We start from the raw sequence: 22653 nt of genomic DNA, 5'->3' as shown, positions 1-22653 counted from the left end.
AATGCATCTCAACATCCTAGGCATTCGGGGCATTCCTGCCGCGCACGGCGGCTTTGAGAGTTTTGCCGCCAAGTTCGCCCCCTATATGCGCGATCAGGGCCATTCGGTGGTGGTCTATTGCCAGGCCGACGAGCCACTCGACGGGAAGGCGCACTGGGAAGACGAGTGGGAAGGGATTCACCGGGTCCACTTCTGTCCGAAGCGTGCAGGGGCGGTCGGCACGATGGAGTTCGATGCGGCCTGTGTGCGTGACGTCATCACGCGTCCGGGGGTCGACCTGGTGCTCGGGTACAACACCGCGCTGTTCAATTTTGCTGAGCGGCTACGGGGGCGTAGGATCGCGATGAACATGGACGGCATTGAGTGGAAGCGCGACAAATGGAGCTTGCCCGCAAAGGCGTGGTTCTTTCTCAACGAACTGGCAGGGGCCAATTTGTGCGACGTGCCGATTTGCGATCACCCCGAGATAGCGAAGCACACTGCACGTCGCAGCCTACGCAAACCGGTGATGATTCCCTATGGCTCAGATCGGATCGACGATGCTCCGGAAGAGCTCATCGCCGACTTTGGACTCGAATCCAATAGCTATTGCGTATCGATTGCCCGCATCGAGCCCGAGAACTCCATTCTCGAAATCGTTGAGGCTTTTTCAGCCAAAGCGCGCCAGATGAAGCTGGTAGTGCTGGGCAGGTTGGACCTCGGCAACGCCTATCACAACCGGGTTCAGGCTGCGGCGAGCGGACAGGTCCTGTTTCCGGGTGCAATTTACGATCTGCCGACGGTTCAGGCCCTTCGCTTCCATGCGCGCGCCTATATTCATGGCCATACTGTCGGGGGTACGAACCCGTCGTTGGTCGAGGCCTTGGGAGCCGGAAATGCTGTCATTGCCCATGACAATCGCTTTAATCGCTGGGTTGCCGGCGATGACCAGCTCTATTTTTCGGATCGGGAGGGGCTGCAATCGATTTTGGCTACAGTCGAAAGCGGGACATCTAACCTCTCAACAGCTCGCGCTAGTGCGCGCAGGCGACACGAAGATCAGTTTAGTTTCGAAATAATCCATCGATCTTATCAAGAGGTTTTACTTGACCTTGATAGAAGTAGTTAGACTTCAGCTCCATCCAATAATAATACTAGTGATTTCTATCAAATTTCTCTTTCGAGTAGTCTGTTTAGTTGCCCAATCGTCATCGCAATCTGATTCGTGATCATAGTTTGATATCTGCCGATCAGAAGCTGCCGCGATATAGGGAGCGAAGTTGAGGAGCCCGAAGCAGTCTCAAAAATGTTTCCTTCGATTTGCGAGAGTTCCTGTCGTTCTGCATGAATCAATCTCCTCTCTCTCCAGAATAAATTTGCCAAACGCTGCACGAGCAGATGTTCAGTCTCGGATCGCGGCGCGTATTCGGCGATCAGCTCGCTCAGCATCTGTCGATATAGGTCTCCTCCCTCGCCGTCGGTCGTTACACGCTCGCTCAGGACGCCATGAGATTGGGCGTTGCGGCTGCTTCGATCGCGTCCCTCGGGACTACGTGGACCGGTGCTTCGGAGTGCATTGCGTCGGTTTGCGGCCATTTGCCTGTCGCTGGTCATTTTGAGTGTCCCAAACTAGATTGATTTCGAAACGAACCCAATTGCAATTGCACCTCAAAAGGTACCTTGCAACTGGTTGCAAGATCGTGCTTTTTCGGAACAGATCTGAATGGATTCAATCGACGGTTCTAGCGCGATGTGGCTTGCCGGCCGTTGTTTCCGAACTTTCGACGTTGCCTAACCAACTTTCCGTCGGTTTGCAGACCATAAAAACAAAAAAGCCCGCCGATCCGGCGGGCTTTTTCATGCCTCTGAAGGCTTCGATGGTGGGCGTACCAAGGTTCGAACTTGGGACCCCTACGATGTCAACATAGTGCTCTACCACTGAGCTATACGCCCGCACCATCGAGTGCGCCCTTGCGGGGCAGGCGGGCCCTTTAGCGAGGCTTGGAAAACCGCGCAAGGCCCTAATCGCACTTAATACAGGCGTGCGCTCACCGGGTCCTCCAGCACGCGCTCGACCTCGAGCACGAGGTCGCGCAGATGGAAGGGTTTCGACAGGACCTTGGCATGCGGTTGCTCGCGGCTCGCCTTGAGCGTGACCGCGGCGAAGCCGGTGATGAACATCACCTTGGTGTCGGGGCTGACCTCATTGCAGCGCTGCGCCAGTTCGATCCCGTCCATCTCGGGCATCACGATGTCGGAGAGCAGGAGATCGTAATTGCCCTCTTCGAGAAGGGGGAGGGCATCGGTGCCCCGGTCGACCGAATCGACCGCGTAGCCGGCTTTGACCAGTGCACGTTCGAGGTAAACGCGCATGGCGTCGTCATCCTCGGCCAGCAGAATGCGCGGGGGCTGGTTTTGCGTCATTGCGCATCTCTAGCGCGGGGGCTTTAAAAAAGCATGTATCCAAAACGATCATTGTTAATGCGAAGGCAGGGCTGCTGCGGCGTGGGGTGGGGCCGGGAAGGCGCACCGTGAGAGGGAAGGCGACGCACCGTGCAATGCGCGCGAGCAATTCCGGACTTGATTAATGCGGGCATGCGCCCGACGATCACACGATGGATGACACGCGGGCAGAACCATGGGCTGGCGCCGAACATGTGTCCGGCGGTGAAATCCCCGGTCTGAGTCTGCCTTCGTACCGGCTCTGCCGATTCGGCGAGTGTGCGATACCGGTGCTGATCGCCGCACCGCATTGCGGCCGTGCCTATCCCGACGACATGCTCGCATCGCTGCGCGAACCCGATGAAGCCCGCCTGCGGCTCGAGGACCGCCACATCGACGCGGTCGCCGGCCCGGTTGCGAGCGCCAACGGTACCAGTCTCCTGCTGGCACAGGCGCCGCGTGCGATGATCGATCTCAACCGCTCGGTCGACGACGTCGACTGGGGCATGGTCCAGGGCTCCAAGCCCAAGCCCGTGCGGCACAGCCTCGCGAACCGTCGGTCGCGCAGTGGCCTCGGCCTCGTCCCCCGGCGTATCCCGGGGATGGGGGAACTCTGGCGCAGGCCGCTGACGAAGGGCGAACTCGATGCCTGGATCGCCGGGATTTACACCCCCTATCACGCTGCACTGGGCAGCGAACTCGAACGCCTGCGCGATCGCTGGGGCGTCGCGCTGCTGATCGACCTCCATTCGATGCCGCCTCTGAAGCGGACGCATCCGCAGGACCGCCCGGCAGAGTTCGTGATCGGCGATCGTTTCGGCGCCTCCTGTGATCCCGGCCTGGTCGACTTGGCGCTGCGCTATCTCGCCACCCATGGCCGCCGTGTGGCGCACAACCGGCCCTATTCGGGGGGCTATGTGCTCGACCGCTATGGGCAGACGGCGCGCGGAATCCATGCGCTCCAGATCGAAGTGTGCCGCAGCACCTATCTCGATGCGCGGCTCGACCAGCCGAGCGCGCGCCTGCCAGCGATCGTGAAGCTTCTTTCAGGCCTGGTCCGCACGCTGGGTGCCGAGGTCGCGACCATGGCGCGCCGCGGGCCGATCGCCCAGGCAGCTGAATAGTCGTTCAAGAAAAAACCACCCCGCGCAAGAAGCGCGAGGTGGCCAAGGTTCAGGGAGGAAATGCACTCACGTGCATCTGCCGGGAGGGCCATGAGGGGAAGCCCGGCCGGCAATCTCGAAATAGTTGTCGCCTATCGAGCTTTCAAGATGAGCGCGGCGTACAAACACCTGTGACCCATCGCGTCTTTTGCCCGGTTGATCGGCTATCGCGCGGCGGGTTGGGCTAAAAGCACGATTCCCGAACCCGAGAAGCGCGCGTTGGCGATATTCTCGACCAGCACGCATTCACCCAGCGCCAGCATGCCTTCATCGACTGAAGGCTCGCCGGTCAAGGGGAGGGCGAGGGCCGGGCCACTCGCATCGATCGTGGGCGTATCGTCGGTGCGGATGCAGAACAGCTTGAAGTGCTCGCCGTCGACCAGGACGAGCCCCGCGTGCTCCAGCCTCGAGCGCAGGTGCGCGGGATAGGGCGTGGTGATGGCCGCCGCGAGCGCCTCGTCGAGATGCAGCGGGCGAGGTCTGCCGTAATCGTACAGCCGGAAAGTGATGTCGGAATTCTGCTGGATTTCGACCAGGTTCACGCCGCCCCCGATCGCGTGGACGGTCCCCGGCGGAATATAGAAGACATCGCCCTGCGAAACCTTGTGCCAGGCGAGCAAGTCGACGATCGATCCGTCGAGTGCGGCTTTCCTCACATCCTCGATCGCGACCTCGCGCGTGAAACCCACCGCGATTTCCGCATCGGGTTCGCTGTCGAGGATGATCCAGCACTCACTCTTGCCGCAGGAGCCAAGTCCCAGAGCGCGCGCTTGGTCGTCGTTGGGGTGGTTCTGGACCGACAGGCGCTCGCTGGTGAAGATGTACTTGGCGAGGAGTTCGGGGAGTTGCGCGGGCGGCTCGAACCACACTTCGCCGATCCGCGCTTCATGCCCGGTACCGAATTCGGCCGGGAGGCGATCGACACCCCAGACCTTCTCGACGAATTTTCGCGAAAGCTTTTCGATCATTGCTTCCGGCTTCTGTGGGCATTGCCCACCTGCTGTGCGGCGTCGCGTGAGGCGACGAGAACATCCTCGCCATCGACCACCACCACCACGTCGCTGACGCCCACCACCGTGACGAAGGGGCCGTCGGTATCGATCATCGTCCCTTCGGAATCGATGATCTCGCCCTGTCCCACGATGACATTCGTCCCGTCGGCGGACTTCCTGTGATCGTAGATGGCGTTCCAGTTGCCGATGTCGGACCAGCCGAACGCGGCATCGACCATCGCCGCCCGGTCGGTATTTTCCATGATCGCGTAGTCGATCGATTCGCCGGCGATCGCCGCGAAGGCCTCGCGATCGGGGCGCAGGCAGGAGCCTGAGCGTTGAGCCCCCGAATGGGCATCTTCCACCAATCGCGCCATCTCGGGGCGGTGCGTGGCCAGCTCCTCGAGAAATTGGCCGGCAGGGAGGGCGAAGATGCCGCCGTTCCAGGCGTATCCCCCATCGGCGAGGAAGCCGATGGCGGTCTCGAGCTCGGGCTTCTCGACGAATTTCTGCACCCGATAGCCGCCCTCCAGAGCTTCACCGCGGCGCAAATATCCGTAGCCGGTCTCCGGCGCGGTCGCCGAAATTCCGAAGCAGACCAGCCAGCCGGATCTTGCAAGTGCGGCCGCCTCGGTCGCGATGCGCCGAAAGGCGCTGGCGTCGGCGATGAAATGATCGCTCGGGCAGACCAGCATGATGTCGTCGGGATCGACCGAACGGGCCGCCAGCGCCACGGCGGGCGCGGTGTTGCGGCCGGTGGGTTCCACGATGAAGATCGCATCGGGAGAAATGTCGGCCGCCTGCGTGCGCGCATGGTCGAGGTGCTGTTCGCCGATCACCACCATGGGCGCGGCAAATTCTTCGCGATCGGAGCAGCGGGCGAGAGTGTCCTGATAGAGCGTGCGTTCGCCGAGCAGGGGCAGGAACGGCTTGGGCTTGGCGGCCCTGCTGCGCGGCCAGAGCCGCGTTCCGCTACCACCGCACAAAATCACCGGGACGATCCGGCCCATCCTCTTCTCCCTGCCAAGTCGCTGCCATATCGGGATTCGCAGCCTGGAGACAGGGCTTAGTCGGTCGGATGCGCCGGCAGCAATTGGGTGAAGTGCGTTTTCCAGTCGGCTTTGCCATCCGCGTCGAGGACCGCTTCGATCTTCGGCAGTTCCGCCTCGATGAATTCGACGCGCTCGTCCCAGCCGTCGTGGTCGCGCGAACGGAAGATCCATCCGCCGTGCCGGGGGCCCCAGGTGCGCATGAAGTGGACTGCCGCGCGCGGATCGTAGCCGGCGTTCTGCAGCAGCCAGGGCATCAGGCGGTCGGCGTCGCGTTCGGACAGGCGAACCCGCTTCCGCTTCCAGCCGGTCTTGTCGAAAGTCTGCGGGTGCCGCAGGATGTTGTGCGCCATCTCGTGGGCAATCGCCGCAGCGAAGTCGGCTTCCTCATAGGCGAGGCCGGGAAATTTCTCACCGACCAGCACGCGCTCGCCGTCGGCCGCTGCGCTATCCTTGGAGTCGATCAGTTCGAAACGGGTCGGACAGGCGGGGACACCCGCGATCGTCGCGCTCTGTGCCGGCATGCCTGCGGATTGCCAGCTGATCTCGACCGGGCCACGAACCAGTGCCTCGTCGATGGCGTCGCGCAGCGCGAAGGACCGCTTCCAGCGCGGATCGGTTTTCGGCCATTGATCGGCGATCGCCTTGCCATCGATGGCCAGTATGGTGTCGTTCTGGAGGATGCCCGCCAGCGCAGCCGGCGATTGCGGCGCGACGGCCTGCGCGCCGATGTCACCGTTCAGGTGGAACAGCGCGCGCACCGCCGCGGGATTGCCGTAGCTGTCGGCGTCATGGATCAGCAGGCCGGAGACCTGGATCGCCCGCTCGCAGAAGGGCGCATTGGCGGTCGCCAGGCGATAGCCGACCTGGAACAGCCGCGTTTCGCTTTGCTGGAAGATTTCGAGTGGCACCGGCGCGCGGCCTGGCGTCTCGATGGTCTCTTCGGCCAGCGCCGGACCGGCCGCCGCCGCCGACAGGAGCGTCGGTAGCAGCAACCGGGAAAGGGTCAGGCGCGCGCGAATCGCTGTAATCCGCGCGCGGCTGGGTACCGGATCAGGCAGTGGGGACACCGGCGGTCGCGGCGTCGGGCAGGGGAACCTTGCCCTGCTGGAGCTGGCGGCCGAAGATGGTGCGCATCAGATCCATCGAGAAAATCTGCGCCCAGATCAGCGGCAGCAGGCCGTTTTCGGTCCATTTGCGCAGCTGGTCGCCGCGCAGCTCGCGCAGCTTTTCCTGATTGATCATCTGGAAGCCGCGATAGACGAAGGGCTTGTCATTGCCTTCCTGCGTGATGGCGATCTCGCCTTCCATCAGCAGGTCGTGATCCTTCAGTTCCTTCATGAAGGCCTGCGTGCGCTGGCCGGCCTGCTCAAACTGTTCGCAGAATTCAAGGATCTGCTTGGTGCCGTCGCTGGGTTCATCGTTTTCGAACAGCGGCTGGCCGTCGTCGAACTCGCCGATGTTGTCGGCAGTCGGGTCGAAGCACAGCGACAGGTCGTCGCTATCGGGCTTGAGACGCGCGAGCATGAAAGGATAGCGGCGGACATAGGCCGGGATGTAGATCTGCTCGGTGACGGTGCCTTCCTCGTCGACGAAGGTGTTCACGCCATCATTGAGACCCATCAGCGCCAGCGGAACGGCATCCGGACCGGTCGAGAAGACGATCGGCAGGTCGCGCTGCGCCTGGACGAATTCGTCGACCGTCAGCGGCACGGCATGCTGCTTGGCGAGCCAGGGGGCCTTGGTCATCGGACGCGAGCGATAATTCGCGTGGTCCTTGCGGTTGAGCGGCATCAGGTCTTTGAAGAACAGGGGCAAGTTGGGCTGCGGCGCGCTGGCCATGGATCTCTCCGAAATTCGATTGGGTTGGGCGACATGCCCGGGAGGCATACGCGCGAAGCGCGGGCTTTACGGCGTTGCGCCGTGGGGCGCAAGCGGCACGAGCTTGCCCGGATTGAGTATCCCCAACGGGTCGAGCGTCCGTTTGATGGAGCGCATCAGTTCGAGCTTCACGGGGTCGCCGAGCCGGGCGAGTTCGTCGCGTTTCACCTGGCCGATGCCGTGTTCGGCGCTGATCGAACCGCCGAATTCGGTGACGCGGTCGTAGACATAGGAGCTGATCGCCTTGCCCTCGCTGGCCTCCCATTCCCCGCGCGTCGCCCCGCGCGGGGCGAGCACGTGGAAATGGATGTTGCCGTCGCCGAGGTGGCCGAAGCCGATGGCGCGCGTACCGGGGAAGCGGTCCTCGACCTCCGGCGAAACGGTTTCGACGAATTCGGCCATCCGCGCCACCGGCACCGAGATGTCGTGCTGCATCGCCGGGCCGATGGCGCGCTCCGCCGGGGCGATGCTGTCGCGCAGCTGCCAGAAGGCTTCGGCCTGCGTTTCGCTGGTGGCGATGACCGCGTCATCGACGAGTCCGCGCTCCATCGCGCTCGCGAACACGGTTTCGACCAGGCCGTCGAGCCTCTCCGCCTCGTCGACGGTTCCGACGAGTTCGACCAGCGCATGCCAGCCATGCTCGCCCAAAAGCGGGCTGCGCGCGTCGGGGAGGTGGGCGAGCACCGACTGCAGGCAATGCGCCGGGAGCACCTCGAACCCCTCGAGCGCCTCGCCCGCGGTTTCCTCGCAATGGAGCAGGAGCTGGCGTGCCGCCGCGATGCTCGGGAGGCCGACCCAGACGACCCGGCGCTCGCCAATCGCGGGAAGCAGGCGCAGCGTTGCAGCGGTGACGATCCCCAGCGTGCCTTCCGAACCGATCAGCAACTGCTTGAGATCGAAGCCGCGATTGTCCTTCTTGAGCGGGACCAGGTTCGAGAAGATCGCACCGTCGGCAAGCACCGCCTCGATCCCGAGCACCTGCGCGCGCATCGTGCCGTGCCGCAGCACCTGCGTGCCGCCGGCATTGGTCGAGATGAGCCCGCCGACGGTCGCCGAACCCTTGCCACCCAGCGTCAGCGGAAAGCGCAGGCCCTCCGCTTCGACTCTCTCGTGCAGGGCCTGCAGAATGAGGCCGGCATCGCAGGTGATCTGCCGCGTGGCTGGATCGAAATCGCGGATGGCGTCCATCCGGCGGAGCGAGAGGACCACGCTGGCACCGCTTTCGTCCGGTGTGGCGCCGCCCGACATGCCGCTATTGCCGCCCTGCGGGACTATCGGGACGCGATGCGCGGCGCAGAGCGCGACGAAATCGGCCACTTCGCGGGTCGATGCGGGGGAGGCTAGACCTACCGCCTTGCCGGTGTAGCGCCCGCGCCAGTCGGTCAGCCAGGGCTCGACCAGTTCGGGGTCGCAAGTGAAGCCGCGCTCGCCGAGCAGTTCGGTGGCGGCACGGCGAAAGGATTCGATATCGGTCATCGCCGCCATCCTGCCACATCTCGGCCAGCGATTGCCACCACTTGCCATTGGTCGCAGAACAATTAAGCCCGCATTCAAGCGCCGGGGGGCAGAGGGCAATTCCGTTTGTTTTCCGCGTCTAATCAGACTTTCGGCCGAGGACCGTTCGCAGCTAGCCCATGTCTCTGCTTTCTCCCCTGATCGCCATGCTGGTGGCACTGGGCGCTCCGGAAAGCGCAGCGACGGGCGTCGACATCGAACAGGCAGGCGCAACTGGGAATGTGTCGGCGGCTTCTCAAGCCCTCGCGGAAGAGGATCCGTTCTGGTCCGGCGTGCTTGACGATGGTGGCGACCCCGTCGCCAACCAGGTGCGGATCGAACAGCGCGTGATCCTGCGAATCAGCCCGCAGCCGGGCCGGCTGCGTCGCGATTTCCTCGCCGACCTGCCGCGCCAGCCGATGCCCACGCGGCTCGTCGAGCGGCCCTTCGGCAAATGCCTCAGCGTGGGCGACATCGTCGGTGTGGCCGATCGCGGCACCCGCCTGCTGATGTATATGCGCAACCGCCAGATCATCTCGGCCGAACTCGAAGATGCCTGCAGCCCGCGCGATTTCTACCTCGGGTTCTATGTCGAGAAGAATTCCGACGGGAAGCTGTGCGTCGGGCGCGACCGGCTGCTTTCGCGCGCCGGGGCCAAGTGCCGCATCTCCAATCTCAACCGCCTGGTTGCGGTCACCGAGAACGACTGAAGCGGCCGTCGTGCCGATTTCTTGACTTTTCGGCCAATTCCGGCAAAGGGCGCGCCTAGCCGATGCCGCGCATAAGCGGCTCTTCTTCGGCCTTTGTTCCAGGGACAGTTTTAAACCGCATGACTTTCGCCGATCTCGGCCTTTCCGAAGACTTGCTCAAGGCAGTAAGCGACGCCGGCTACACCACGCCGACCGATATCCAACGCGAGGCGATCCCGCCGGTGCTGATGATGAAGGACATCATCGGCATCGCGCAGACCGGCACGGGCAAGACCGCCAGCTTCGTGCTGCCGATGATCGACGTGCTGGCAAGCGGCCGCCGGCGCGCGCTGATGCCGCGTTCGCTGATCCTCGCGCCGACGCGCGAACTCGCGGCGCAGGTCGCCGAGAATTTCGAGAAATACGGCAAGAACCACGATCTCAAACTCGCGCTGCTCATCGGCGGCGTGCAGATGGGTGACCAGGTCAAGGCGCTCAACGAAGGCGTCGACGTACTGATTGCCACCCCCGGCCGCCTGATGGACCTGTTCGAGCGCGGCAAGATACTGCTCAACGGCTGCGAGCTGCTGGTCATCGACGAGGCTGATCGCATGCTCGACATGGGCTTCATCCCCGATATCGAGTTCATCTGCTCCAAGCTTCCCGAAGCGCGCCAGACCATGCTTTTCTCGGCCACCATGCCGCCGCCGATCGAGAAGCTGGCCAAGAAATTCCTCAACAATCCCAAACGGATCGAGGTCAGCCGCGCAGCGACGACGAACAAGGACATCACCGCCTTCAAGGTGCCTGTCGAGAGTCGCAAGAAGCGTGAAACGCTGCGCTGGCTGCTCGACCACGACCACGTGGAAACCGCGATCGTCTTCGCAAATCGAAAGACCACGGTGCGCGAACTCAACAAGAGCCTGCAGAGCCACGGTTTCCGCAGCGGCGAAATCCATGGCGACATGGACCAGTCGAACCGCCTGAAGGAACTCGACCGCTTCAAGAAGGGCGAGATCAATATCCTCGTCGCCTCCGACGTCGCCGCGCGCGGGCTCGACATCAAGGGCGTCAGCCACGTGTTCAATTTCGACACCCCCTGGCATCCCGACGACTACGTCCACCGTATCGGCCGTACGGGCCGGGCAGGGGCCAAGGGGCGCGCTTTCACTTTCGTTGCAAAGGAAGACGCCGAGGCAATCGACAATGTCGAAAAGCTGACCGGCGCGAAGATCAAGGTCTTCGGTAAGGAAGACGTCCGCGTCGAACTGGTGGAGCGACCTGTCGAGCGGTCGGAGGAAAAGCCCAAGCGCGCGCACAAGAAGCGCGAGGACGACGAGCCCCGGGACGAAAAGCCGGCCCGCAGCAAGTCGACGCCGAAGGCGAAGAGCGAACCGCGGCGCAAGCGCGATGCGGACGATGCACCCGTCGCAGCGGGCGAGTGGAACGGTCCGCGCCCCGGCTTCCTCGACATTTCGGCGACCTGATTTAACGCCTTCCTAACCACGTTCGCGCCATGACGAGGCGCAATGGAAATCTTCGCCCATCACGCGCAGGCCACGCTGACCATGCTGGTCATGACCGGCACGGCGTTCGGCCTGCTGGCGCTGCTGGTGAAGCGGCGGACGATCGGCGCTGCGCTGGCACGGGTGCATGGTGAATTCACCACCAATCTCGGCCTGCTGCTGTTCAACGCCGTCCTGTTCGGGCCGCTCTTCGCGCTGCCCGAAGGCGCGATTCGCGACCGCCTCGTCGCACTTCCGGAGCTTGGAAGCTTCTGGAGCGGTCTCAACGAACTGGTCGTGCTGCTCTGTGCAATCCTGGTCTACGACTTCGTAGTCTACTGGCGGCATCGTGCCGAGCATCACCGGTGGTTGTGGCCGATCCACGCGACGCACCATGCGGACACGACGCTGCATTGGCTCTCGGTGCATCGCAAGCATCCGCTCAGCAAGCTGCTCAGTGTGCTGGTCGATATCTGGCTGCTGTTCCTGCTCGGCTTCCCCGAGTGGGCCATCGCCGGCGCGGCCTTCCTCCGCAGCTGGTGGGGCTTCTTCATCCATGCGGACGTGCCTTGGACTCTGGGAATCTTCGGCAAGGTCCTGATTTCGCCAGCGGCCCACCGCCTGCATCACATCCGCGACGAGGCGCTTATGGGGAGCAACTACGGCAACACAGTCACTCTCTGGGACAAGCTCTTCGGGACTTATATCGATCCGACGCCCTATCTCGATTGCGAAACGGGAATCGCCGAGGGGACGCGCGGCTTCCTCGGCGAACTAGCCCGACCTTTCGAGCGTCGCTACCGGCCTGGCGCAGGCTCGGAGGCCACGGCTGCTAGGCCAGCGCCGCGAGCTGGTACATGATCTCGACGTAACCCATCGTCGCGTCGGTGATCCCGGCGACTTTCGGATTGGTCGATTCCACCACGTAATATTCGTCCGGCGCATGCGCGCCCGAGCCGTGGCCGAGACCGAAATGGCCGGCGGGAATGCTCACCGGCGGCGCGGTGAAGGTCGCGCCGGGCCACGAGCCGGCAAGGCGTGGGTTGAGCCTCGCCTCGACCCCCAGCGCCGCGTAGGCGGCCAGTTCGGCGCGAATGAGCGCACTGTCTTCCGCCGTCTCTGTCGGATCGTAACCTCCCGAGACATTGACTTCGACATCGGGGAAACCCTGCGCATCGAGATGCGCGCGCAGTTTGCGCACCGCCTCGTCGCGCGTCTGGTTCGGCACCAGCCGCAGGTCGAGCTTTGCCACGCCGCGCCCGGGCAGCACCGTCTTGCCGCCCGGTCCGGTGTAGCCTGCGACGAGCCCTTCGATATTGACCGTCGGCTGTCCGGCAAGGCGGATCATCGCATCCTCGAACGAAAGATCGTCTATCCAGTGGGTGATGCCGAGGCTCGCCTTGGTCAGCTCCTCGTTCCCGGCTGCGGCAGCTTGACGCACCAGTTCCTTCTCGCGCTCAGTTAGTGGGCGCACATTCTCGAACCAGCCGTCGATCGCGACGGTGTTGCCATCGGGCGTAACCAGCGTGTTGAGCGCATGGACCAGCCGCCAGACGGGCGAATCGACCGCGGCCTTCTGGCTCGAATGGATATCGCCCTTCGGGCCGCGGCCCCATTTCTCGCCGCTCGCCACCAGTTCGAGCTCGACCACGCCCTTCGAGCCCAGGTTGACGTTCACCGCGCCGGTCGGTCCCTGCCAGCTGGCGGGGATGAAGATGCCCGAGCATTTCTTGAGCGCGGCGAGCACGTCGGGCGTTTCGGCGATCTGGCGGAAATGCGGGCTGCCGATCTCCTCCTCGCCCTCGCAGATGAGCGCGATGTTGACCGGGGGCGTGACGCCTGCCGCCTTCATCGCGTGGAGCGCGGCGAGGAAGGTCGCCTCGGGTCCCTTCTGGTTGACCGCGCCGCGGCCCATGATCGCCTTGCCCCAGTCGGGCTTGTCGACGATCCGCGCTTCGAGCGGAGGCGAGGACCATTCGGCGGGATCGAACTGCTTGACGTCGTACATGAAGTAGATGCCGAGCGTCTGCCGGGCGCCATTGTCCATGAAGCCGACCACACCGGGCACGCCGTCGGTCGGCACCTGCCGGACACCGGTGAAGCCGGCCGCGCGGGCGAGTTCCTCCATATAGGCCGCGCCTTCGGGGACGTTGCGGTTCTCGGCGGCGATGGTAGGCAGGGCGATCCAGTCCTGGATGCGCTTGATGTCCGCCGCGGTGTTGGCCGCGGCAGCGGCGCGGATGGCCGCGCGGGCGTCGCTCTGCGCAAAACCCGCTCCCGGGAGCAGCGCCGCTCCCGCGCCGAGCAGCATGGACGAGCGCAACAGTGTGCGGCGGTCGGTCGGAAAGTACGGCAGTCCGGTCATGTCATCCCCCCTGATATATCGAAGGAATGCACGCCGGAGGGCAGGCTGGCAAGTTAGTCGGCGAGCTTCACGAAGCTGTCGAGAACGCGCTTCTCGCCCGCCTTCTCGAACTCGATCGTCAGCTTGTTGCCTTCCTGGTCGGTGACGCAGCCATAACCGAACTTGTCGTGGAACACGCGCGCGCCGATGGCGATATCGCTGCGCGGCTTGGCGGCGAAGCTGGCGGCGCTGCGGCCCGGTTCGGCAAGCCGCTTGGGCGTTGCGTCGTAACCGGTGGACAGCGCGCGCTGCCAGCCGGGACCGCGGGCACCCGAACGGTCGGGGCGGCTGGACGAGACATGCGCGAACGGATCTTCGGTCTCGCTCCAATTGGCGCGCCACAGCGAGGCACCGCCGGTCATGGTGGTCTCGCTCCTGATATGCTCCTCGGGCAGTTCCCCGATGAAGCGGCTGGGGATCGAGCTGGTCCACTGGCCATAGATGCGCCGGTTGGCGGCATGGAGGATGGTGCAGCGGCGCTTGGCGCGGGTGATCGCGACATATGCGAGGCGGCGCTCCTCCTCGAGGCTGGCGAGTCCGCCCTCGTCGATCGCGCGTTGGCTGGGGAAGACGCCTTCCTCCCAGCCGGGCAGGAAGACCTGGTCGAACTCGAGCCCCTTGGCGGCGTGCATGGTCATGATGGTGACCTTCTCGCCATCGTCGGCGCGATCATTGTCCATCACCAGGCTGACGTGCTCGAGGAAATCGCCGAGCGTCTCGTATTCCTCCATCGCTCGCGCGAGTTCGGTGAGGTTTTCGAGCCTGCCGGCACTTTCGGCGCTGCGCTCCTTCTGCAGCATCTCGTCGTAGCCGCTTTCGGTGAGCACCGTGCGCAGCAGTTCTGACGGGGTGATCGTCTCTGCCAGCTCGCGCCAGTGGACGAACTGGCCGAGCAGCCCGACGAGGTTGTTCCTCGCCCGCGCGGGGAGTTCGTCGGTATCGCAGAGGTCGAGGCTGGCGGCAGCGAGCGGCGCCTGCGTGCGGCGGGCATGCCGCCGCATCGCCTCCAGCGTCTTCGCCCCGAGGCCGCGCTTGGGCTGGTTGTAGATGCGCTCGAAGGCGAGATCGTCGGCGGGCTGGGCGATGGTCCGCAAGTATGCCAGCGCATCGCGGATTTCGGCGCGCTCATAGAAGCGGAAGCCCCCGACGATGCGGTAGTTGAGGCCGATCTGGATAAAGCGGTCTTCGAATTCGCGTGTCTGGTATTGCGCGCGCACGAGAATCGCGACCTGGTCGAGCGGGGCGCCTTCGGCTTCGAGCCGCTCGATCTCCTCGCCCACCCGGCGCGCTTCTTCGGGGGCGTCCCACACGCCGATCACGCGGACCTTGTCGCCCGCCGGAAGCTCGGTCCACAGCGTCTTGCCGAGCCGTTCGCTATTGGCGTCGATCAGCCCCGATGCCGCAGCGAGGATCTGCGGTGTCGATCGATAGTTCTGCTCCAGCTTGATCACTGCGGCGCCGGGAAAATCCTTTTCGAACTTGAGGATATTGGCGACTTCTGCGCCGCGCCACGAATAGATCGACTGGTCGTCGTCGCCCACCACGCAGATGTTCTTGCGCGTCTGGGCGAGCAGCCGCAGCCACAGGTACTGGACCTGGTTGGTGTCCTGATATTCGTCGACCAGAATGTATTTGAAGCGCTGCTGGTACTGCTCGAGCACGTCGCGGTGCTGGCGGAAGATGTTGAGCATGTGCAGCAGCAGATCGCCGAAGTCGCAGGCGTTGAGCGACTTGAGACGCTCCTGATAGAGCTTGTAGAACTGCGCGCCGCGGCCATTGGCATAGGCCTCGTTCTCGACCGCATCGAGATCGCCTGGATTGAGCCCGCGATTCTTCCAGCGGTCGATCAGCCCGGCCAGCTGGCGCGCGGGCCAGCGTTTCTCGTCGAGGTCGTTTTCCTGGATCAGCTGCTTGAGCAGGCGCAACTGGTCGTCGGTGTCGATGATCGTGTAATTGCTTTCGAGCCCCACCAGTTCCGCATGGCGGCGCAGCATGCGCGCACCGATCGCGTGGAAGGTCCCGAGCCAGGGCATGCCCTCGACGGCGTCGCCGATGTGCCGCCCCACGCGTTCGCGCATCTCTCGAGCAGCCTTGTTGGTGAAGGTAACGCAGAGAATCTCGCTTGTCCACGCCCGGCGGGTTGCGATGAGATGTGCCAGGCGTGCGGTAAGCGCCGCGGTCTTGCCGGTGCCCGCCCCGGCGAGCATCAGCACGGGTCCCTCGGTGGTCAGCACCGCCTCGCGCTGGGGTGCGTTGAGACGCGCGGCATAGGCAGGAATCTGCGCTTTTGCGGGCGCGTCGGACGGGGTGGGAAGCTCGGTCATGGGGTATGGAACAGCTAGGGAACGCGCGCCCGCAAGACAAGCCCCGTAAGCCGATCTGGGCTGGAACCGACGCGGCGTTTCCAGCGTAGGACGGGCAATGACAACGACAAATGGAGTGTTCTCCAATGCGTAACATCATTCTTGCCGGCGCTGCCGCGCTGGCTTTCACTACGGTACCGGCCATCGCCCAGGACGTGGCGGTTGATGCCGAAGGCAACGTCTATGTGATGAGCGACGACCAGCAGGGCATGTACGATGCATGGCCTGCCGATCGCCAGGCCGCCTATGACGCATGGCCCGATGGCGTGCAGGAGTACTACTGGACGCTGACGCCCGTGCAAGTCGAAGGCTGGTGGCTGCTCACCGATGACCAGCGCGTGCGGATCTACGAGATGACGCCCGAAGCGCGTGCGCAAGCTTGGACGCAGGTCCAGGCACAGGTTCCGAACGCGACGGCCACCGCCGCGACCACCGCTGCAGCCTCCGCCAGCACCGCGGGTCCGCGGTTCGTGAGCAAGGAAGTCACCCAGACCACGCCTGCCTCATACAAGGCGGCCTCGGGCGATGACCTTCCGGTCTGCAAGGGCGACCAGCAGGATGGCTGCATCAACAGCTGGGCCAAGAACAAGACCGGCAACCGCCCGCTCGAATACTGGCCGGGCAAACCCGCCAGCGAAATCGATGGAAAGCTGCCGGCCAAGAAACCGGGCGAGTAAATTCCGCTTTCCGCTCGCGCTCCGCTCCGAGAGGGCCGTGAGTGCGACGCTTGGAGGGGGCGGGGCTGCCATGGCGGCCTCGCCCCTTTCTTGCGTTGATGCATGCTCGTCGCGAAATCGCCACGCCCCACGTCCGGGTGTGGCGATGATACGATGGCGCCCCGTCTGCTCGGCTTGCCCCAGCAGGCCCACGAAAGCTGGCCGGTCGAGGCGCAGGACTATTTCTGGACCCTGACACCCGATCGCAAGGCGCTGTACTTCCGCCTGCGCGATACCGACCGGCTGACGTTGCTGGCGATGGAAGAGGCGGGTCGCGCCGAAGCCTGGACCATGATGGAAAGCCGCACTGCCACGCCGCCGACGGAGAGCGCGACGCCCGCGCCTGAGGAAGAGCCGGGCCCCGGCTAGAGGCGTCCGGTCAGGCCGCGTCGGCAGCGAGCCGCAGCAGCGTTAGCTTGGCCTTGCCGACCTTGCGTTCGGCGTCGATGGCGAGGCCTTTGACCGCAACCGGCTCCTTCACTCCGGTTTCGAGCGCCATCCACGTTGCCGGGCCGATCCAGCCAAGCCGCAGCATACGGTCGAGCGCGACCTGCCCGGCCCCGGTGTCGTAGGGCGGGTCGAGCAGGATAAGATCATGCGGCTGCTTGGCCGGGCCGAGCGACATGACCGAGGCCTGCTGCACGGTGGAGCGCGTCCGCGCCTCGAACGCGTCGATATTGGCCCGGATGGCCTTGATCGCCGCGCTGTCCTGCTCGACGAAGAGGCACGATGCCGCCCCGCGCGACAGTGCTTCGAGCCCGAGCGCGCCCGAGCCTGCGAAAAGGTCTGCGACGCTCAGGCGCTCGAAACTGCCCAGCCGGCTGGCGAGCATGCTGAAGAGGGTTTCGCGCGTGCGGTCGCCGGTCGGCCGGGTCAGGTCGCCCTTGGGCGCGACCAGTTTGCGTCCGCGCCACTCGCCCGCGACGATTCTCACTTGCGGCCACCACGGCCAAGCTCGCGCTTGAACGCCATGACATCGCCGCGCTTGATCTCGAGCGCCTGTCCGCGCGGGAGGTCGCCGATGTGGAACGGGCCATAGCCGATCCGCAGCAGGCGATTCACTTCGAGCCCGAGATGTTCGAGCACCTTGCGGACCTCGCGGTTCTTGCCTTCCCGCAGGGTCAGCTCGATCCAGCGGTTCCGGCCCGACCCCCGCTCGAGGTCGGCCTCGATCCGGCCATAACGCACGCCGTCGACCTCGATCCCTTCGATCAGCTTGTCGAGATCGGCCTGCGTGACATCGCCGAAGGCGCGCGCTCGATAGGTCCGCGGCACACCGCTCGAGGGCAGTTCCATCGCACGCTTCATCTCGCCGTCATTGGTCAGCAGCAGCAGGCCTTCGGTGTTGTAGTCGAGGCGGCCGACCGGCATCAGCCGCCCCGCATCCTTGGGCAGGGCGTTGCGCAGCGCGGCGTAAATCGTCGTCCGCCCCTTGGGGTCGTGCTCGGTGGTCAGCATCCCGGCCGGCTTGTGAAACGCGAACAGGCGGGTTTCCTCCACGGTACCGACGGGCTTGCCGTCGACCGTCACGCCGCGCAGGTCGGTCAGCTTGACCGCCGGCGTATCGAGAACCTTGCCGTTGATCGCCACGCGCCCGTCGGCGATCATGCGTTCGATCTCGCGCCGGCTGGCGACGCCCGCGCGCGCGAGCAGCTTGGCGATGCGGTCGCCTTCTTCAGGTAGTCGATTGTCGGCCATGGCCGCGCAGCTAGGCCTTCAATTGGCCGCCCGCAAGGCCTCTTCGACGGTCTCGTGGTAGCGGCGGATGCCGCCTTCCATCGTGCCGAGCGTGAGATGCGGCACCGCGCCCGTCGACAAACCCTGCGGGCCGAGTTCGGCGGCGCGGAAATCCTCGCTCGCGAAAACACCGCCGTCGAGCAGCGCCCAGCTGCGCTCCCAGTGGTCGCGCGCCTTGTCGGTCGCGGGGTGTTCGGGGATCAGCATGAAATCCTCGACCAGCGTGCGGTCGTGCGCCTGCGGCATCATCACCATCACGTTGATATAGTCGGGGCTGGGGATGATCAACGCGCCGGGCAGTAGCTGATAGGCGAAAGTCACCAAGCGGCGGAGCGCGGCCATGTCCTCGAGATCTACGCCCTCCATCTCCTCGAGCCGTCCGACCGCGGCGCGCGAATGCGGCCCGATCATGTCGCCGCTGGTGACGCCGTCCTTGAAGAAGGGACCGATGGTCTTCGCGTGGAGCCGGGTGACGTGATAGCTTTCGAGGAAGGCATCCATGATGAGCTTCCAGTTTCCCGCCACCTCGTGGGTCTTGCGGCGGAAGAGCACCTGGTCGCCCATGCCGAGCGCATCGAAATCCTCGCCGAGCTGCTCGGCCAGCGAGAAATCCGCCGTATCCGCCTGCGGACCGAACCAGATCAGCCCGCCGGTCTCCCGACTCGGCAGCTCGACGAGGCCATGATCGTCCTTGTCGAGCCCCGGAAATGTGTCGGGGCGGGGCAGGGCGAGCAGCCGCCCGTCCACAGCATAGGTCCAGGCGTGATAGGGGCAGACCAGCTTCTTGGTGCAGTGCACCTCGCTGCCCTCGACCAGCCGCGTCCCGCGATGGCGGCAGACATTGAGGAAGACATGCGCCTTCCCTCCCGCGTCGCGCGTGATCAGCAGCGGGCGCCCGGTGGCGTCGTGCGGCACCGCCATGCCGGGATCGGGCAGCAGCGCCGAAGGACAGAGGATCTGCGGCAGGCGATCGTAGATCGCGGCCTTTTCGCGCGCCCAGTAGTCGGGATCGATATAGACGCTGGCCGGGACCTTGCTCACATCACTCGTGTCGCGCTTGCGCCCTTCGGCAATATCACGGGCCAGCGCAAGCATACCATCGGTTGGCCGACCCGCGGTTGGTTTGGTGTCGACATCGCTCATTTGCGCTGTTCCTCTCGCTCTCTCTCGTCGCTAGTGTCGCAAAAAAATGGCGCAAACGGAAGGACGCTAGGGCATGGCCGAGGTCGCGGAAGAGACACGAAAGATTTCAGCCTGGCGCGCGCTCGGCATGGCACTGGGCAATCGCAAGACCGGATTCATGCTGCTGTTCGGCTTCGCCAGCGGGCTGCCTTTCGCGCTGTTTCTCGGCACGCTGTTCGCCTGGTTGACCGAGGCTGAAGTCGATCTCGAAACGATGGGTATCTTCTCGCTCATCGGCCTCGCCTATGCCTTTCAGTTCCTGTGGTCGCCACTGATCGACAAGGTCGACCTGCCGCTCCTGCGCAAGCTCGGCAAGCGCAAGCAGTGGATCGTCCCGATGCAGCTCCTGCTCGGCGCGATCCTCGTCACCATGAGCCTGCTCGAACCCAGGAGCCAGTTGGGGATGTTCTCGCTGCTCGCCGGGATCGGCGCTTTCGCCAGCGCGACGCAGGACATCGCGATCAACGCCTGGCGCATCGACGTGGCCGACGAGCGGGCGACGATCGACATCCTCTCGACCGTCTACCAGATGGGCTACCGTCTCTCTTCGCTCGTCGGCGGCGCGCTTGGCCTGATCATCGCCGCGCGCATCGGCTGGCCCGAAACCTACATGATGATGGGTGGAATCCTGCTCGCAGTCGGCGCGGTCGGGCTGTGGGCGCCCAATGCGACGGGCAGCGCCGAGGCGAGCGAGGGCGATGAGCAGGTCCGCGCACTGCGCCGCGCGGGCGAACTGGCGCCCGCGATCCGCAACCGCGCGCTCGCCGCTGTCGGCCTGCTGTGGGCGGTGGCGATCGGCGCCGTGCTGACCTTCATGATCCTGTCGCTGACCAATGCGCCCGAGGACCGGCCCAACCCGACCGATTTCACGCTGACCTGGGGGCCGTGGATCATTGTCGCGACGATCATCCTGCCCGCACTGATCGCGGGCTGGCTGGCGGGGCAGAAGAAGCAGGGCAGGCACCTGCTCGCCGAAGACGCGCCGCAAGCCACCGGCGGCGCCTACGCGCTCGACCATCTCTATCGCGCTCTGGTGCTGCCGCTGGTCGAATTCGTCGGCCGGATGGGCTGGTCGCTGGTGCTGATCCTCGCTGTCGTGCTGACCTATCGCATCTGCGATGCGATCTGGGGCACCTTCGCCTACCCGTTCTACCTCGGCGAGCTGCAGTACACCAATGACGACGTGGCCTTCGCCTCGAAGTTCTTCGGCGTCGGCGCGATCATCGCAGGGCTCGCGCTGGGTGGCTTCATGCTCACCGTGCTCGGCCGCATGGCGACGCTGCTGATCGGCGGCATTCTCGCCGCGCTGACCAATTTGCTCTACGCCGACATGGCGCTGGGCGGGGCGAACATGCAGGCCTTCAGCGACGCCGTGGGCTTCACCTACCTCATCGAGCAGGTGCCCGGCATCGGCGATGCCGATCTCGCCAGGCTGACCATCACCATCGGCTTCGAGAACCTCGCCATCGGGATCGCCGGGGCGGCCTATGTTGCCTGGCTATCGTCGATCGTGTCGAAGCAGTTCAGCGCGGTCCAATATGCGCTGCTCTCCTCGCTGACGCTGCTCGTCGGCACGCTCGGGCGCGGCGCGCTGGGGGAGATGATCGAGAAGCAGGGTTTCTATGACGTTTTCATCCTCACCACCTGGATCGGCCTCGCCGCATCGGTGCTGGTATGCCTCGAGTGGTATCGCGAACGCCGGGGCAAGGCCGCCGCCGGCATTCTCGCGCCCGAGGCCGGAGAAGTGGCTCCGGCGGAATAGTCAGTCGGGGAATTCGCCGTTGAGGCGCAGCACCTCGCCCGCGAGATAGAGCGAGCCTGCGACCAGCACCGGGACGCGCCCCACCGGTATCGTGGCGAGCGCCTCGGGCACCGAAGCGGCGGTCTGCGTTCCCCGGCCGAAGGCCTCGGGCGGGTGATAGTCGTGATTGGGAACGGGCACCGCGGTCACGCTGGCGAGGTTCGCCTTGAGCGGGCGGATGATCGACGCCGGATCCTTGCCCTTGAGCATGCCGATGACGAGGTGCAGCCGCTGGCCCTCGAAATGCTGCGCCAGCGCGTCGCCGGCGCTGGGATTGTGCCCGCCGTCGAGCCAGACCTCGTGCTCCTCGGTGAGCGGCCCCGCGTGCAGGCGCTGCAGGCGGGCGGGCCAGTGCGCGGTGCGCAGCCCGGTCACGATGGCTTCCTCCGAGATGCGCACCAGGCTCTGGTGGCGCAGCATGGCCACGGCCAGGGCGGCGTTTTCCGCTTGGTGCGCACCGACCAGCGAAGGCACGGGAAGGTGCACTTCACCGCTCGGGTCGGAGTAATGGAGGATATTGCCGAGCGAATCCGAGGTCCAGTCCCTGCCGCGCATCGCGAGTATGGCCCCGCAGTCGCTCGCGATCCTCTCGATCTCCTCGGCCGCCTCCTCCGAGTAATGCAGCGTCACCAGCGGCCGTCCCGACTTGGCAATCCCGGCCTTCTCGAATGCGATCCGGGCCAGCGGCTTCTCGGGTGTGCCGGCCTCGGGCGCAAGCAGGAAGCGCTCGTGGTCGATGCCGAGCGCGGCGATCCCGCAGGCGGCGGGCTTCTCGATCACATTGGTGGCGTCGAACCGTCCGCCGAGGCCGACCTCGACCACGCAGGCGTCGGCCGGGACGCGGGCGAATTCGGTGAAGGCTGCGGCGATGGTGACTTCGAAGAAGCTCGGATTGAGGTCCTCGCCCGCATCGAGCACCTGCGCGAGCAATTCGGCAAGGCGTTCGTCCTCGATCAGCTTGCCGGCGACGCGGATGCGCTCGTTGTAGCGGACCAGATGCGGGCTGGTGGTGACATGGACCTTGTACCCGTGCGCCTCGAGCATCGCGTGGAGGAAGGCGCAGGTCGATCCCTTGCCGTTGGTCCCGGCGACATGGAAAACGGGCGGCAGCCGGTGATGCGGATTGCCCAGCCGTTCGAGCAGCGCGCGGATCGTATCGAGCCCGAGCCTGCCGTCGGGTACCGAGAGGCGCCCGAGCCGGTCGAGTTGTTCCTGCACCGCGGGACTGTCGGACCGGGCGAAGTCCCGCATCCTGG

22 protein-coding genes and 1 tRNA gene are annotated in these 22653 nt (G+C 64.9%); 8 read left to right on the top strand and 15 right to left on the bottom strand.

Going from position 1 to position 22653, the window contains the following annotated elements; all coding sequences use genetic code 11:
• Position 1 precedes the first annotated feature (1 nt).
• Complete coding sequence (locus K3181_RS01030) at positions 2–1108, top strand: DUF1972 domain-containing protein (protein WP_221599984.1); 1107 nt, start codon at positions 2–4, stop codon at positions 1106–1108.
• Between the two features lie 38 nt (positions 1109–1146).
• On the opposite strand, the gene K3181_RS01025 is transcribed toward K3181_RS01030, so the two are convergent.
• From K3181_RS01025 to cpdR, 4 genes are all read right to left on the bottom strand, one after another.
• The gene (locus K3181_RS01025; protein WP_221599982.1) at positions 1147–1593 is read right to left on the bottom strand and encodes a hypothetical protein; all 447 of its coding nucleotides are present in this window, start codon (positions 1591–1593) and stop codon (positions 1147–1149) included.
• Positions 1594–1708: 115 nt separating this feature from the next.
• Positions 1709–1840 (bottom strand): hypothetical protein, encoded by a 132-nt coding sequence (locus K3181_RS15690; RefSeq protein ID WP_282099740.1) that lies wholly within the window; start codon positions 1838–1840, stop codon positions 1709–1711.
• Between the two features lie 17 nt (positions 1841–1857).
• Positions 1858–1932: transfer RNA gene (locus tag K3181_RS01020), tRNA-Val, on the bottom strand.
• Positions 1933–2010: 78 nt separating this feature from the next.
• The gene (gene cpdR, locus K3181_RS01015) at positions 2011–2403 is read right to left on the bottom strand and encodes a cell cycle two-component system response regulator CpdR (protein ID WP_221599980.1); all 393 of its coding nucleotides are present in this window, start codon (positions 2401–2403) and stop codon (positions 2011–2013) included.
• Positions 2404–2594: 191 nt separating this feature from the next.
• Between cpdR and K3181_RS01010 the strand changes: the two genes are divergently transcribed.
• Positions 2595–3545, top strand: a complete 951-nt coding sequence (locus tag K3181_RS01010) for an N-formylglutamate amidohydrolase (protein ID WP_221599978.1) — start codon at positions 2595–2597, stop codon at positions 3543–3545.
• A gap of 203 nt (positions 3546–3748) precedes the next feature.
• On the opposite strand, the gene K3181_RS01005 is transcribed toward K3181_RS01010, so the two are convergent.
• From K3181_RS01005 to K3181_RS00985, 5 genes are all read right to left on the bottom strand, one after another.
• On the bottom strand, positions 3749–4552 hold the full coding sequence (locus K3181_RS01005; protein ID WP_221599976.1) for a class I mannose-6-phosphate isomerase: 804 nt from the start codon (positions 4550–4552) through the stop codon (positions 3749–3751).
• Complete coding sequence (locus K3181_RS01000) at positions 4549–5586, bottom strand: mannose-1-phosphate guanylyltransferase (protein WP_221599974.1); 1038 nt, start codon at positions 5584–5586, stop codon at positions 4549–4551. Before K3181_RS01000 ends, K3181_RS01005 begins: the two co-directional genes overlap by 4 nt.
• Before the next feature lie 56 nt (positions 5587–5642).
• Positions 5643–6620 (bottom strand): PDZ domain-containing protein, encoded by a 978-nt coding sequence (locus K3181_RS00995; RefSeq protein ID WP_247714820.1) that lies wholly within the window; start codon positions 6618–6620, stop codon positions 5643–5645.
• A 58-nt stretch (positions 6621–6678) separates the two neighbouring features.
• Positions 6679–7467 carry a SapC family protein gene (locus K3181_RS00990; RefSeq protein ID WP_221599972.1) on the bottom strand — a complete coding sequence of 263 codons (789 nt, stop codon included), beginning with the start codon at positions 7465–7467 and terminating at the stop codon, positions 6679–6681.
• Positions 7468–7533: 66 nt separating this feature from the next.
• A complete protein-coding gene (locus K3181_RS00985; RefSeq protein WP_221599970.1) occupies positions 7534–8982 on the bottom strand; it encodes an FAD-binding oxidoreductase in 1449 nt (482 codons plus the stop codon).
• A gap of 158 nt (positions 8983–9140) precedes the next feature.
• Here K3181_RS00985 and K3181_RS00980 point away from each other — a divergent pair, with 158 nt between their 5' ends.
• The 3 genes from K3181_RS00980 (at position 9141) to K3181_RS00970 (ending at position 12055) form a co-directional block, all read left to right on the top strand.
• Positions 9141–9710 carry a hypothetical protein gene (locus tag K3181_RS00980; RefSeq protein ID WP_221599968.1) on the top strand — a complete coding sequence of 190 codons (570 nt, stop codon included), beginning with the start codon at positions 9141–9143 and terminating at the stop codon, positions 9708–9710.
• 119 nt (positions 9711–9829) lie between these two features.
• On the top strand, positions 9830–11176 hold the full coding sequence (locus tag K3181_RS00975; RefSeq protein ID WP_221599966.1) for a DEAD/DEAH box helicase: 1347 nt from the start codon (positions 9830–9832) through the stop codon (positions 11174–11176).
• Positions 11177–11218: 42 nt separating this feature from the next.
• The gene (locus tag K3181_RS00970) at positions 11219–12055 is read left to right on the top strand and encodes a sterol desaturase family protein (protein ID WP_221599964.1); all 837 of its coding nucleotides are present in this window, start codon (positions 11219–11221) and stop codon (positions 12053–12055) included.
• Here the strand turns inward: K3181_RS00970 and K3181_RS00965 are convergent.
• Together K3181_RS00965 and K3181_RS00960 are read right to left on the bottom strand one after the other, a co-directional pair.
• Positions 12027–13559, bottom strand: a complete 1533-nt coding sequence (locus tag K3181_RS00965; protein ID WP_221599962.1) for a M20/M25/M40 family metallo-hydrolase — start codon at positions 13557–13559, stop codon at positions 12027–12029. The genes K3181_RS00970 and K3181_RS00965 overlap by 29 nt on opposite strands.
• Before the next feature lie 53 nt (positions 13560–13612).
• Positions 13613–15922 (bottom strand): ATP-dependent helicase, encoded by a 2310-nt coding sequence (locus K3181_RS00960; RefSeq protein ID WP_221599960.1) that lies wholly within the window; start codon positions 15920–15922, stop codon positions 13613–13615.
• 125 nt (positions 15923–16047) lie between these two features.
• Here K3181_RS00960 and K3181_RS15555 point away from each other — a divergent pair, with 125 nt between their 5' ends.
• Both K3181_RS15555 and K3181_RS00950 read left to right on the top strand, forming a co-directional pair.
• On the top strand, positions 16048–16638 hold the full coding sequence (locus K3181_RS15555) for a hypothetical protein (protein WP_247714819.1): 591 nt from the start codon (positions 16048–16050) through the stop codon (positions 16636–16638).
• 153 nt (positions 16639–16791) lie between these two features.
• Positions 16792–17046 carry a hypothetical protein gene (locus K3181_RS00950; protein ID WP_221599958.1) on the top strand — a complete coding sequence of 85 codons (255 nt, stop codon included), beginning with the start codon at positions 16792–16794 and terminating at the stop codon, positions 17044–17046.
• Between the two features lie 10 nt (positions 17047–17056).
• Here the strand turns inward: K3181_RS00950 and rsmD are convergent, their stop codons facing one another.
• Genes rsmD through K3181_RS00935 form a run of 3 tightly spaced genes read right to left on the bottom strand, consistent with a single transcriptional unit; the run spans position 17057 to position 19557 of the window.
• Positions 17057–17611: a 16S rRNA (guanine(966)-N(2))-methyltransferase RsmD gene (rsmD, locus tag K3181_RS00945; RefSeq protein WP_221599956.1), complete on the bottom strand. Its 555-nt coding sequence runs from the start codon at positions 17609–17611 to the stop codon at positions 17057–17059.
• The gene (locus tag K3181_RS00940; protein WP_221599954.1) at positions 17608–18375 is read right to left on the bottom strand and encodes a pseudouridine synthase; all 768 of its coding nucleotides are present in this window, start codon (positions 18373–18375) and stop codon (positions 17608–17610) included. Before K3181_RS00940 ends, rsmD begins: the two co-directional genes overlap by 4 nt.
• 18 nt (positions 18376–18393) lie before the next feature.
• Complete coding sequence (locus tag K3181_RS00935; RefSeq protein WP_221599952.1) at positions 18394–19557, bottom strand: aromatic ring-hydroxylating oxygenase subunit alpha; 1164 nt, start codon at positions 19555–19557, stop codon at positions 18394–18396.
• A gap of 73 nt (positions 19558–19630) precedes the next feature.
• Here K3181_RS00935 and K3181_RS00930 point away from each other — a divergent pair, with 73 nt between their 5' ends.
• Entirely contained in the window at positions 19631–21358 is a 1728-nt protein-coding gene (locus tag K3181_RS00930; protein ID WP_221599950.1) for an AmpG family muropeptide MFS transporter, read from the top strand.
• On the opposite strand, the gene K3181_RS00925 is transcribed toward K3181_RS00930, so the two are convergent.
• Positions 21359–22648 (bottom strand): bifunctional folylpolyglutamate synthase/dihydrofolate synthase, encoded by a 1290-nt coding sequence (locus K3181_RS00925; RefSeq protein WP_221599948.1) that lies wholly within the window; start codon positions 22646–22648, stop codon positions 21359–21361. It abuts the gene before it with no gap.
• Positions 22649–22653 lie beyond the last annotated feature (5 nt).

This window comes from Qipengyuania mesophila (assembly GCF_019711655.1).
GTDB classification, from domain to species: Bacteria; Pseudomonadota; Alphaproteobacteria; order Sphingomonadales; family Sphingomonadaceae; genus Qipengyuania; species Qipengyuania mesophila.
This window is presented reverse-complemented; position numbering and strand designations above follow the sequence as displayed.

Coding starts and splice junctions, on each gene's coding strand:
- K3181_RS01030 (WP_221599984.1), top strand. CDS start 2: ATGCATCTCAACATCCTAGGCATTCGGGGCATTCCTGCCGCGCACGGC.
- K3181_RS01025 (WP_221599982.1), bottom strand. CDS start 1,593: ATGACCAGCGACAGGCAAATGGCCGCAAACCGACGCAATGCACTCCGA.
- K3181_RS15690 (WP_282099740.1), bottom strand. CDS start 1,840: ATGAAAAAGCCCGCCGGATCGGCGGGCTTTTTTGTTTTTATGGTCTGC.
- cpdR (WP_221599980.1), bottom strand. CDS start 2,403: ATGACGCAAAACCAGCCCCCGCGCATTCTGCTGGCCGAGGATGACGAC.
- K3181_RS01010 (WP_221599978.1), top strand. CDS start 2,595: ATGGATGACACGCGGGCAGAACCATGGGCTGGCGCCGAACATGTGTCC.
- K3181_RS01005 (WP_221599976.1), bottom strand. CDS start 4,552: ATGATCGAAAAGCTTTCGCGAAAATTCGTCGAGAAGGTCTGGGGTGTC.
- K3181_RS01000 (WP_221599974.1), bottom strand. CDS start 5,586: ATGGGCCGGATCGTCCCGGTGATTTTGTGCGGTGGTAGCGGAACGCGG.
- K3181_RS00990 (WP_221599972.1), bottom strand. CDS start 7,467: ATGGCCAGCGCGCCGCAGCCCAACTTGCCCCTGTTCTTCAAAGACCTG.
- K3181_RS00985 (WP_221599970.1), bottom strand. CDS start 8,982: ATGACCGATATCGAATCCTTTCGCCGTGCCGCCACCGAACTGCTCGGC.
- K3181_RS00980 (WP_221599968.1), top strand. CDS start 9,141: ATGTCTCTGCTTTCTCCCCTGATCGCCATGCTGGTGGCACTGGGCGCT.
- K3181_RS00975 (WP_221599966.1), top strand. CDS start 9,830: ATGACTTTCGCCGATCTCGGCCTTTCCGAAGACTTGCTCAAGGCAGTA.
- K3181_RS00970 (WP_221599964.1), top strand. CDS start 11,219: ATGGAAATCTTCGCCCATCACGCGCAGGCCACGCTGACCATGCTGGTC.
- K3181_RS00965 (WP_221599962.1), bottom strand. CDS start 13,559: ATGACCGGACTGCCGTACTTTCCGACCGACCGCCGCACACTGTTGCGC.
- K3181_RS00960 (WP_221599960.1), bottom strand. CDS start 15,922: ATGACCGAGCTTCCCACCCCGTCCGACGCGCCCGCAAAAGCGCAGATT.
- K3181_RS15555 (WP_247714819.1), top strand. CDS start 16,048: ATGCGTAACATCATTCTTGCCGGCGCTGCCGCGCTGGCTTTCACTACG.
- K3181_RS00950 (WP_221599958.1), top strand. CDS start 16,792: ATGGCGCCCCGTCTGCTCGGCTTGCCCCAGCAGGCCCACGAAAGCTGG.
- K3181_RS00940 (WP_221599954.1), bottom strand. CDS start 18,375: ATGGCCGACAATCGACTACCTGAAGAAGGCGACCGCATCGCCAAGCTG.
- K3181_RS00935 (WP_221599952.1), bottom strand. CDS start 19,557: ATGAGCGATGTCGACACCAAACCAACCGCGGGTCGGCCAACCGATGGT.
- K3181_RS00930 (WP_221599950.1), top strand. CDS start 19,631: ATGGCCGAGGTCGCGGAAGAGACACGAAAGATTTCAGCCTGGCGCGCG.
- K3181_RS00925 (WP_221599948.1), bottom strand. CDS start 22,648: ATGCGGGACTTCGCCCGGTCCGACAGTCCCGCGGTGCAGGAACAACTC.